The sequence below is a fragment of the Halomonas urmiana genome (assembly GCF_005780185.1).
Lineage (GTDB): Bacteria > Pseudomonadota > Gammaproteobacteria > Pseudomonadales > Halomonadaceae > Halomonas > Halomonas urmiana.
Window position 1 is genome coordinate 89,993 of sequence record NZ_VBUI01000018.1, and the last position, 11,113, is coordinate 101,105.

The window sequence follows — 11,113 nt, forward strand, 5'->3', positions numbered from 1 at the left end:
TCCAAGTCCGATGTCGATCGACTCTCGCCTCTCCCCGCTGGACGAGGCCACCATGGCGCCCGAGCAGCGCCGCGTCCTGGACGCCATCCTGAGCGGCCCCCGCGGCAACCTGGACGGCCCCTTCCTGGCCTGGATCCACAGCCCGGAGCTGGCCGACCACGCCCAGCGCCTCGGCGCCTTCTGTCGCTACGGTACCCGCCTGGAGCTGCGACTCACGGAACTGGCGATCCTGTTCACCGCGTCCTGGTGGCAGTCCCAGGCCGAGTGGCAGATCCATGCGCCCATCGCCCGCGATGCCGGGATCGGCGAGGCGGTGATCGAGGCGCTCCGGGAAGGGCGCGAGCCCGCCTTCGAGCGCGACGACGAGGCGCTGATATACCGCCTGGGCAAGACGCTCTACACCACCCGGCGCGTCGACGAGGCGCTCTACGCCGAGGCGGTGGCGGCCTTCGGCGAGCCGGCGGTGGTGGAGCTGGTGGGGGTGTTCGGCTACTACGCCCTGGTGGCCATGACCCTCAACGTCTTCGAGGTGCGCCGGGGCACGGAGCCCCTGCCGTTCGCCGAGCCGTAACGGGGCCGTCGGGCAGCGCCGAGCCGTCCGACGTTCTCCACCCTGCACGCCCCCGGCCCCGTGCCGGGGGCGCGTATCGTGGGCGATGGCCGGCGGGAAACGCTGGCTTTTCTTGGCCACGGCTGTTGTGCTGACGTCATCCTGACGGCACAGGGAGGTGATCGGAGATGAGCGACAGCACCCAGGTGTTCCTGATCCTCGGCGCGACGCTCGCGGCCTTCGTGTGGGGCCGGTTTCGCTACGACCTGGTGGCGCTGGGCGCGCTGTTGGCCTCGGTGCTGCTGGGGCTGGTGCCGACGGACGAGGCCTTCTACGGCTTCGGCCATCCCGCCGTGATCACCGTCGCCGCGGTGTTGGTGCTCAGTCGCGGCTTCGAGCGCTCGGGGCTCGTCGACCTGATCGCCGAGCAGGTCCTCAAGGTCGGCGATCGCCTGATCCTGCAGATGCTGGTGCTCACCGGCACCGTGCTGGTGCTCTCCGGGGTGATGAACAACGTCGGTGCCCTGGCGCTGATGCTGCCGGTGGCAATCCGCATGGCCCGGGAGCACGACAGTCCGCCGTCGCTGCTGCTGATGCCGCTGGCCTTCGGCTCCCTGCTCGGCGGCCTCACCACCCTGATCGGCACCCCGCCCAACATCATCATCTCCAGCTACCGTGCCCAGGCGACCGGAGAGAGCTTCGGCATGTTCGACTTCTTCCCCGTGGGGGCCAGCGTGGCGCTGGTCGGCCTGGCCTTCATCGTGCTGGTGGGTTGGCGCCTGGTGCCCCAGCGGGCCGGCAAGGCCTCCCGGGAGGAGATGTTCGACACCGCCCACTACCTGGTGGAGCTGCGCGTACCCGAGGACGGCAAGGCGGTGGGCTGGTCGCTGCGTGACCTGCACCAGGCCCTGGAGGAGACCATCCCGGTGCTGGCGGTGGTGCGCGGCGACAAGCGCCATGCCGGGCACGCCTTCCACGGCACCCTGGACGAGGGCGATATCCTGCTAGTGGAGGCCGGGCCCGAGGAGATGAAGCTGATCGAGGACAAGGCGGGCCTGGTGGTCGGCCCCGAGCCGCCGCCGGACGAGGAGGCGCAGGAGCGTGAGGCGTCGGCCACGCCTCGCGAGGCCCGACAGGGTGATGCGTCGCAGGAGGACGAGCCGCAGGGCGAGGAGGAGGAAGCCAAGCACTCCGCGGTGGATACTGAGGGCCTGCAACTGGTCGAGGCGGTGGTGCGCAACGACTCCATGATGATCCATCGCACCGTCACCCAGCTGCGCCTGCACAACCAGTTCGGCCTGCACCTGGTGGCGGTAGCCAGGGACGGGGGCCGCCTCAACCAGCGCCTGCGCGACATTCGCTTCCGGGCCGGCGACGTGCTGCTGCTGCAGGGCGGCGAGGGTGAGATCGGCGAGAGCCTCACCACCCTGGGCTGCCTGCCGCTGGCCAGCCGCAACCTGACCCTGGGCCGGCCGCGCATGCTGGCGGTCTCGGTGGCCATCTTCGCCGCGGCGGTCATCGCCATGGTGCTGGACCTCATGCCCTCGTCGGTGGCGCTGACCGCTGCCGCCCTGGTATCGCTGATGGTGGGCGTGCTGTCGCTGCGCGAGGGCTACCAGGCCATCGATGGCCCGGTGATCGTGCTGCTGGGGGCGATGATCCCGGTGGGCCAGGCACTGGAGACCAGCGGTGGGGCTACCCTGATCGCCGATACCCTGCTGGTCATGGGTCGCGAGTGGCCGGTGGTGGCCATCCTGGTGGGGCTGTTCCTGATCTGTACGCTGCTCTCCAATGTGATCAACAACGCCGCGGCGGCGCTGCTGATGGCGCCCATCGCGGCGAGTCTCGCCGAGGGCTTCGGCGTCTCCCTGGACCCCTTCCTGATGGTGGTGGCGATCAGCGCCTCTGGCGCCTTCCTGACCCCCATCGGCCACCAGTCCAACACCCTGGTGATGGGCCCGGGCGGTTACCGCTTCGGCGACTACTGGACATTGGGACTGCCGCTGACCCTGGTGGTGATGGCGGTGGCGATCCCGCTGATCCTGGTCGTCTGGCCGCTGTAGCGGGGGGCAGGAGAAATGTCCGCTCGCCAGACCTCGGTGGAGAGGGCTCAGGCCGGCTGGTGGCGCAGCACCTTGGTCTTGTCGGTGACGAAGGCGTCGTAGGCGAAGTCGTCCACGCTGAGCAGCTCCAGCACCGCGGCCTCGCGCTCCTGCATGAAGGTAGCGTCCTCCTCACTCATCAGCCCCTGTGCCAGGGCGGCCTCGACCCGCTGTTCCGGATGCAGTGCCTCGGCCGGCAGTTCGCCCTTGGCGTAGGCCTTGTTGACCCGGCGATAGAGCGCCTCGGCGCGCTCCTGGCTCGCCAGCAGGGCGTTGTAGCGGGCCAGCGGGTTATCGCGACTGCCGTCGTTCTCCTGCCAGGTGGCGTCGAGCAGGTAGCGGCGCAGGGGCGTGTCCCGGGAAACGGCCTGGGCGATCTCGCGAGTCAGCGTGTCCTCGGGGCGCTTCCAGCGCCGGCCCGTGGGCATCACGATGACGCGCAGCGCGCGGCCCAGGGCGCGGCTCGGCAGGTTGTCGAAGAGCTCGTCGAGGGCCTGTTCCGCGCGGCCCAGAAGGAACCGGCAGCCATAGTGCAGCAAGGCCGCCTCGCCCTCGACCTTGTGGCCCTCGTGCCACTGCTTGAGTGTCATCGAGGCGAGGTAGAGGTTGGAGAGCACGTCGCCGAGCCGTGCGGAGAGCATCTCGCGCTGCTTGAGCCGGGAGCCGAGGCTCGCCATGGCGGCGTCGGCGCAGAGCCCGAAGCCGGCCGAGAGGCGGGCGATGTCCCGGGCGTAGGGCGCGGCGATCTCGTCGAAGGGCACGCTCGGATGGCCGAGCCCCAAGCCCTGGGTGAGGGCGCGGGCGGCGTTGCCGAAGATCAGCCCGGCATGGCCGAAGAAGGCCCGGTCGAAGGCCGCGACGTCATCGGCGTCCTTGGCGGCCAGCTCCTCGAGCACGAAGGGGTGGCAGCGGATGGCGCCCTGGCCGAAGATCATCAGGTTACGGGTCATGATGTTGGCGCCCTCGACGGTGATCGCCACCGGGTTGGCGCTGTAGCCGATGCCGAGGTAGTTGCGCGGCCCTAGGGTCACCGCCTTGCCGCCGTGGATGTCCATGGCGTCGCCGAGGATCACCCGCTGGAATTCGGTGAGCTGGCTCTTGAGGATCGCCGAGGGCACCGCCGGCTTCTCGCCGTGGTCGATGGTGTTGGCGGTCTGGTAGACCGCGGCGCGAGAGACATAGGCCAGCGCGGCCATGCGCGCCAGGGGCTCCTGGACGCCCTCCATCTCGGCCACCGACACGTTGAACTGACGGCGGATCCGGGCGAAGCCGCCGCTCCAGCCCAGGGCGTAGCGGGCGGTACCGGTAGCGCCGGAGGGCAGGGTGATGCAGCGCCCGATGGAGAGACACTCGACCAGCATCCGCCAGCCCTGGCCGATCATCTCCGGCCCGCCGATGATGGTGGAGAGCGGCACGAAGACGTCGTGGCCCTTGATCGGGCCGTTCAGGAAGGGGCTGCCGATGGGGTGGTGGCGACGGCCGATCTCCATGCCGGCGGTATCGCGGGGAATCAGCGCCAGAGTGATGCCGCGATCTTCCTCCTTGCCGAGCAGCTGGTCCGGATCGAAGAGTCGAAAGGCTAGGCCCACGACGCTGGCGATGGGGGCCAGGGTGATCCAGCGCTTCTCGAAGTTCAACCGTAGGCCGAGGACCTCCTCGCCGTCGATGACCCGCTTGCACACCACCCCGGTGTCGGGGAGGGCCGTGGCATCGCTTCCGGCCCGCGGGCCGGTCAGGCCGAAGCAGGGGATCTCGCGGCCGTCGGCCAGGCGCGGCAGGTAGTGATCCTTCTGCTGCTCGGTACCGTACTTGAGCAGCAGCTCGCCTGGCCCCAGGGAGTTGGGTACGCCCACGGTGACCATCAGCGTCTCGCTGATCGACAGCTTCTGCAGCACCAGGGACTGTGCCTTGGCCGAGAAGCCCAGGCCGCCGTAGGCCTTGGGGATGATCATGCCGAAGAAGCCTTCCTGCTTCAGGTAGTCCCAGAGCTCCTGGGGTAGGTCGGCGCGTTCCCGGGCGATCTCCCAGGCGTTACACATGCCGGCGGCCACGCTGCACTGGTGATCGAGGAAGGCGTGTTCCTCGTCCGAGAGCCCCTCGTCGCGATAGTCGAGCAACGTCTGCCAGTCCGGGCGTCCGGTGAAGAGCTCACCGTCCCAGGCCACGCTGCCGGCCTCGAGTGCTACGCGCTCGGTGTCCGAGACCCTGGGGGCGACCTTCTTGAACAGCGCGAACAGCCGCGGCGTCAGCCAGCGGGTGCGCAGGGCGGGCAGGCCGCAGGCGGCGATGCCCGCGGCCGCGATGAGCAGCAGCGCGCCGAGGATCGACGCGCCGGCCACCAGGCCGACGAGGCCGAGCCCCGCGGTCACGGCCAGGGCGGGCAGGGCACCGGCCTCCCGGCGCATCACGATGAGCAGGCCGATGACGGCCAGCACGAGCAGGATCAGGGTCAGCATGGTGGGCTCCGACGAATTCGAACACTTGTTTGAATCCTATCAGCCTAGCGCAATAAACGCCGCCTGACCACCACCGAATCCTGCGCGGCCACCAACGAAAACGCCCCGCGCGAGGCGGGGCGTAGGGAGGGGACCGGGCGGGTCAGGCCAGGCGGCGCTGCGGTTCCCGTCGGGCGGGGGCGTCGCCTGCCACGTAGTAGGGGGCATCGCTTCTCGGCAGCGGCTCGCGGCCGCGGATCTTGTCGGCCATCTTCTCGGCGAGCATGATCGTCGGCGCGTTGAGGTTGCCGGTGGGGATCACCGGGAACAGCGAGGCGTCGATCACCCGCAGGCCCTCCAGGCCGTGGACCCGGCCGGTGCCGTCGACCACGGCATCCTCCCCCTCGCCCATGCGGCAGCTGCCGCAGGGGTGATAGGCGGTCTCGGCATGCGCCTTGACGAAGGCGTCGAGCGCTTCATCGGACTGCACATCCGGTCCAGGGGAGACCTCCCGGCCGCGGTATTCGTCGAAGGCCGGCTGGGCGATGATCTCACGGGTCAGGCGGATGGCGTCGCGGAACTCCTGCCAGTCCTTCTCGGTGGACATGTAGTTGAAGAGGATCGAGGGCGCGGCCTCGGGGTCGCGGGAGGTCAGGCGCACTCGGCCGCGGCTCTCCGAGCGCATCGAGCCCACGTGGGCCTGGAAGCCGTGGGCCTGCACCGCGCTCTTGCCGTTGTAGCTGATGGCGATGGGCAGGAAGTGGTACTGCAGGTTGGGCCACGCCTCCTCGTCGCTCGAGCGGATGAAGCCCGCCGCCTCGAACTGATTGCTGGCGCCCACCCCGGTGCCGAGGAAGAGCCACTCGGCGCCGATCTTCGGCTGGTTGTACCACTTGAGCGCCGGATAGAGCGAGATCGGCTGGGTGCACTCGTACTGGATGTACATCTCCAGGTGATCCTGCAGGTGCGCGCCGACGTTCTCGTTGACCTTGACCGCCTCGATGCCGAACTCGTCGAGCACGTCCTTCGGGCCCACGCCGGAGCGCTGCAGGATCTGCGGCGAGGCGATGGCGCCGGCGCACAGCAGCACCTCGCGGCGGGCGTGAACCGCCTGGGGCTTGCCGTGTCGCGCGTAGCGCACGCCGGTGGCGCGCCTGTCCTCGAAGGTGATGACGTCGGTGATGGCGCGGGTCTCGATGGTCAGGTTCGGCCGGCCCTTAGCCTGGTCGAGGTAGCCCCGGGCGGTGGAGGCGCGTCGCCCGTTGGGGGTGACGAAGCGGTCCATGGGGCCGAAGCCCTCCTGCTGGTAGCCGTTGACGTCCTCGGTGGCCGGATAGCCCGCCTGCTGGCCCGCCTCGATGAAGGCGTGATAGAGCGGATTGTTGCCTTCCTTCGGCGTCGCTACGGACACGGGGCCATCACCGCCGTGATAATCGTTGGGGCCGATGTCGCGGGACTCCGCCTTCCTGAAGTAGGGCAGGCAGTCGGCGTAGGTCCAGTCCTCGAGCCCTGAGTTATTGGCCCAGCCGTCATAGTCCAGGGCGTTGCCGCGGATGTAGCACATGCCGTTGATCAACGAGGAGCCGCCCAGCCCCTTGCCGCGGCCGCACTCCATGCGCCGGCCGTCCATGTACGGCTCCGGGTCGGTCTCGAAGGCCCAGTTGTAGCGCTTGCCCTGCAGCGGGTAGGCCAGGGCCGCCGGCATCTGGGTGCGGAAGTCGAAGCGATGATCGGGGCCGCCGGCCTCGAGCAGCAGGACGCTGACCTCGGGGTCCTCGGTCAGGCGGGTGGCCAGGACGTTGCCGGCGGAGCCGGCGCCGATGATGACGTAGTCGAATTCGCGGGACGGTGACATGGAGCCTCCCTGAGAGAGCAAAGGGTTACGACGGCGAGGTGCTCGCCGGTCAGGCGGCGGGGAAAGGCCCCCGCGCCCGGGTGATGATTGAAAAAGGCAACGAGATGAGCGTGGACGGGGAAGGTGAAGGGCTTCGTTGACTCTTCGGTGCGATGAGCTTTGCCCGTCGACAAGCCTCGCGAGGGCGCTGTGAACCCTTCCCTGGGCGCTACCGATGCCATCCCTGGCATAGGACCCTCGCTATGGCTTGTCCCCGGCGCTCATCTAGCGGCGGATCATCGGCGTGCGATCAGAACACCGATTCGAAGGGCCCCATCTCGACCTGCACCGACTTGGTTTGGGTGTAGTGGGCCAGGGTCTCGATGCCGTTCTCGCGGCCCACCCCGGACTGCTTGACGCCGCCTACCGGCATCTCGGCCGGGGACTCGCCCCAGGTGTTGATCCAGCAGATGCCGGCTTCCAGGCGCCGAATCACGCGGTGAGCGCGGTTGAGCCCTTCGGTGAAGATACCGGCGGCCAGGCCGTACTCCGTGTCGTTGGCGCGGCGGATCACCTCCTCCTCGTCGTCGAAGGCGAGGATCGCCATCACCGGGCCGAAGATCTCCTCGCGCACGATGCGCATCTCGTCGGTGCAGTCGGTGAAGATGGTCGGTGCGGCCCAGGCGCCGCTGGCCCAGTCAACGCCGCCTGTGCCGTCCTGATCCCAGGCCTCGCCGCCGGCCAGCACGCGGGCGCTTTCTTGCTGGCCCAGCGCGATGTAGGCGAGCACCTTCTCCTGGTGCTCGAAGCTCACCAGCGGGCCGAAGTTGACGCTCGGGTCGAGCGGGTCGCCGGCGCGGATGCGCGCCACCCGCTCGACGAGCTTCGCTTCGAAGGCCGCCTTGACGGTGCGATCGACGAAGACCCGGGTGCCGTTGGTGCAGATCTGTCCGCTGGAGTAGAAATTGGCCATCATCGCGGCGTCGGCGGCGCGGTCCAGGTCGGCATCGGCGAAGACGATCAGCGGCGACTTGCCGCCGAGCTCCATGGTCACGTCCTTTAGGGTCGAGCCGCCGGCCGCGGCCATCACCTTGCGGCCGGTCCCGGCCTCGCCGGTGAACGAGATCTTGTCGATGCCGCGGTGGCCGGTGAGCATCTCCCCGACCCGGGCATCGCCCTGGACGACGTTGAAGACGCCGTCGGGCAGGCCCGCCTCGCTGAAGATCTCGGCTAGGATCATGGTGGTCAGTGGCGTGACCTCGCTGGGCTTGAAGACCACCGCGTTGCCGGCGGCCAGCGCCGGGGCGCTCTTCCAGCAGGCGATCTGGATCGGGTAGTTCCAGGCGCCGATGGCGCCGATCACGCCCAGCGGCTCGCGCCGGGTGTAGACGAAGGAGTCCTCGCGCAGCGGGATCTGGGCACCCTCGAGGGCCGGGGCCAGTCCGGCGTAGTACTCGAGCACATCGGCGCCGGTGACCACGTCTACCGCCGCGGTCTCGCTGATCGGCTTGCCGGTGTTACGGGTCTCGAGTTCGGCGATCTCGTCGTTGCGCTCGCGCAGCAGCGCCACGGCGCGATAGAGGATGCGGCCACGCTCCATGCCGCTCATCGCGCCCCAGGCCTGCTGGCCCCGGCGAGCGGCGGCTACGGCGGCGTCCACGTCGGCCTCGGCGGCCTGGGGCACCTCGGCGAGCAGCGAGCCGTCGAAGGGATTGACCACGGGAAAGGTCTCGCCCGAGGTGGCGGCCGCGTGGCGGCCGTCGATGTAGAGAGTCTGGGGGGCGGAAGATGCCATGCTGGCCTCCGTTCAGGTAGGGGAGAGGGTATCGTGGGTGTCGAGCAGCCGGTCGAGATAGTCGTGGGCCAGGCGACGCGCCTCGTCGCTGTTCAGGCCCTCGGGCGTCAGCGCGCCGCGCAGCCACAGACCGTCGATCAGCGCGGCTAGGGCGCGGGCGCAGGCGCGCGCCTCGTGACGGGGCATCAGCCGACGGAACTGGTGACAGAGATTGGCGTAGAGGCGCCGGTCGTTGACGTGCTGAAGGCGCGCCAGCGTCGGCCGGTGCATGCTGCTGGCCCAGAAGGCCAGCCAGGTCTTGGCCACCGGCCCGGTAACCTGGCTGCCATCGAAGTTGCCGTCGATGATGGCGCCGAGATGCGCCCGCGGGTTCGAGGTCTGCAGGGCGTTGCGCCGTGCGGCCACCGCCTCGCCCAGGTCGCCCAGGATCTGGCGCATGGTGGCCTCCAGCAGGCCGTCCTTGCCGCCGAAGTAGTGGCTGATGATGCCGGCGGAGACCCCCGCGTGGCGGGCGATGCGCATCACCGTCGCGTCGGCCAGGCCGACTTCGTCGATGGCCGCGATGGTCGCCTTGATCAGCTGCTGGCGGCGGATGGGTTCCATTCCGACCTTTGGCACCGTTGCTGGCTCCTCTCCCGTGAATTGATCTTGCACCCAACGCATCAGGCGTGGTTACCATGTAGCTTGCCATTTCTTTATTGAACGTTCAATCAATAAAGGTCTGATGCGATTTTCCGTCAGTCGGTGGCGATGTCGCCGTGGCTATACTGGATGTCCAACAAGAGGAACGCTCCCATGAACATGACCCTCCTGAATCGTCGCACGGCCCTCGGCGTCGGCGCCGCCGCCCTCGGGTTTGCCGTCTCACCGCTGCAGGCCGCCGAGCCCGAGAGCTGCGACACGGTGCGCTTCGCCGAGGTCGGCTGGACCGACATCACGGTCACCACCGCCCTGACCACCGAGGTGCTCGAGGCGCTGGGCTACGAGACGCGCATCGATACCATCTCGGTGCCGATCGCCTATTCCGGCATGAAGAACGACGACTTCGACGTCTTCCTGGGCAACTGGATGCCCTCCATGGCGTCGATCAGCGACCCCTATGTCGAGGATGGCAGCGTCGATCGTCTCGGCGCCAACCTCGAGGGCGCCAAGTACACCCTGGCGGTGCCGCAGTACGTGCACGATGCCGGCGTCACCTCGGTGGCCGATCTCGCCGAACATGCCGAGAAGTTCGACAGCAATATTCACGGTATCGAGGCCGGTAACGACGGTAACCAGCTGATCCAGGACATGATCGACGACGACGCCTTCGGCCTCGGCGACTGGTCGCTGGTCGACTCCAGCGAGGCCGGCATGCTCGCCGAGCTGAGCGCGCGCAGCCCCGACGAGATGTGGATGGTGTTCCTCGGCTGGGAGCCGCACCCCATGAACACCAACTACGACATGGCCTACCTCTCGGGGGCCGACGACTACTTCGGGCCGAACCTGGGCGGGGCCACGGTGTATACCAACACCCGGAGCGGCTACGTCGAGGAGTGCAGCAACGTCGGCGCGTTGCTCGAGAACCTCGAGTTCACCCTCACCATGGAGAACCAGCTGATGGGCGAGATCATGGATCAGGGCGAGGATCCCCGCGCTGCGGCCCGCGCCTACCTGCAGGCCAATCCCGCGGTGCTCGAGACCTGGCTCGAGGGTGTCACGACCCGCGAGGGCGAGCCGGGACTGCCGGCGGTGCAGGACGCGCTCGATATCGAGAGCTGAGTGCCTCGCGGGCTTGCCATGGCGCGGGCCCGCGTGCATAATCCATCCCCGTTGCCCGGCCCTGGTCGGGCAACCTGTTGATAAGGCTACGTAGCTCAGCTGGTTAGAGCACATCACTCATAATGATGGGGTCCCCTGTTCGAATCAGGGCGTAGCCACCAGAACATGCAAGAACGCCCGTCAGGCCTCGGCCCGTCGGGCGTTTTTCGTTGAGCGTTCACCCGGCCTGGCGGGCACCGATATGCCAATCACGACTTGACCTTGCGGGCCCGATCCGTATACTACGCCCCGTGTTCGAGGTCATTCCCCGATAGCTCAGTTGGTAGAGCAAATGACTGTTAATCATTGGGTCGCAGGTTCGAGTCCTGCTCGGGGAGCCAGCTTCGCTCAGCGTGTCTCGGTACACGTCGCGACGAGCACCATACGGCATGCGGTCATTCCCCGATAGCTCAGTTGGTAGAGCAAATGACTGTTAATCATTGGGTCACAGGTTCGAGTCCTGTTCGGGGAGCCAACCGCTCCTAGCTGCCTGCCGTATCCCTCGCAATACCCTGCATCGTTCCCCGATAGCTCAGTTGGTAGAGCAAATGACTGTTAATCATTGGGTCACAGGTTCGAGTCCTGTTCGGGGAGCCA

General features: G+C 68.2%; 7 protein-coding genes and 4 tRNA genes. 7 read left to right on the forward strand and 4 right to left on the reverse strand.

Features of this window, described 5'->3' with window-relative positions; all coding sequences use genetic code 11:
* The first annotated feature begins 10 nt into the window (after positions 1-10).
* Both FEI13_RS12580 and FEI13_RS12585 read left to right on the forward strand, forming a co-directional pair.
* Positions 11-571, forward strand: coding sequence for a carboxymuconolactone decarboxylase family protein (locus FEI13_RS12580; protein ID WP_138181868.1), 561 nt, complete (start codon positions 11-13; stop codon positions 569-571).
* 167 nt (positions 572-738) lie between these two features.
* On the forward strand, positions 739-2,613 hold the full coding sequence (locus tag FEI13_RS12585; RefSeq protein ID WP_138181869.1) for an SLC13 family permease: 1,875 nt from the start codon (positions 739-741) through the stop codon (positions 2,611-2,613).
* A 47-nt stretch (positions 2,614-2,660) separates the two neighbouring features.
* Here FEI13_RS12585 and FEI13_RS12590 read toward each other — a convergent pair whose 3' ends face one another.
* From FEI13_RS12590 to betI, 4 genes are all read right to left on the reverse strand, one after another.
* Complete coding sequence (locus tag FEI13_RS12590; RefSeq protein WP_138181870.1) at positions 2,661-5,108, reverse strand: acyl-CoA dehydrogenase; 2,448 nt, start codon at positions 5,106-5,108, stop codon at positions 2,661-2,663.
* Between the two features lie 142 nt (positions 5,109-5,250).
* Positions 5,251-6,942: a choline dehydrogenase gene (gene betA, locus FEI13_RS12595; protein WP_138181871.1), complete on the reverse strand. Its 1,692-nt coding sequence runs from the start codon at positions 6,940-6,942 to the stop codon at positions 5,251-5,253.
* A gap of 289 nt (positions 6,943-7,231) precedes the next feature.
* Positions 7,232-8,716 (reverse strand): betaine-aldehyde dehydrogenase, encoded by a 1,485-nt coding sequence (gene betB, locus FEI13_RS12600; protein WP_138181872.1) that lies wholly within the window; start codon positions 8,714-8,716, stop codon positions 7,232-7,234.
* Positions 8,717-8,728: 12 nt separating this feature from the next.
* Positions 8,729-9,334, reverse strand: a complete 606-nt coding sequence (gene betI, locus FEI13_RS12605; protein ID WP_193555738.1) for a transcriptional regulator BetI — start codon at positions 9,332-9,334, stop codon at positions 8,729-8,731.
* Between the two features lie 183 nt (positions 9,335-9,517).
* Between betI and FEI13_RS12610 the strand changes: the two genes are divergently transcribed.
* From FEI13_RS12610 to FEI13_RS12630, 5 genes are all read left to right on the forward strand, one after another.
* Positions 9,518-10,477, forward strand: coding sequence for a choline ABC transporter substrate-binding protein (locus FEI13_RS12610; RefSeq protein WP_138181881.1), 960 nt, complete (start codon positions 9,518-9,520; stop codon positions 10,475-10,477).
* An 84-nt stretch (positions 10,478-10,561) separates the two neighbouring features.
* A tRNA-Met gene (locus FEI13_RS12615) sits at positions 10,562-10,638 on the forward strand.
* Positions 10,639-10,781: 143 nt separating this feature from the next.
* A tRNA-Asn gene (locus FEI13_RS12620) sits at positions 10,782-10,857 on the forward strand.
* A 58-nt stretch (positions 10,858-10,915) separates the two neighbouring features.
* Positions 10,916-10,991: transfer RNA gene (locus FEI13_RS12625), tRNA-Asn, on the forward strand.
* Positions 10,992-11,037: 46 nt separating this feature from the next.
* Positions 11,038-11,113, forward strand: a tRNA-Asn gene (locus FEI13_RS12630).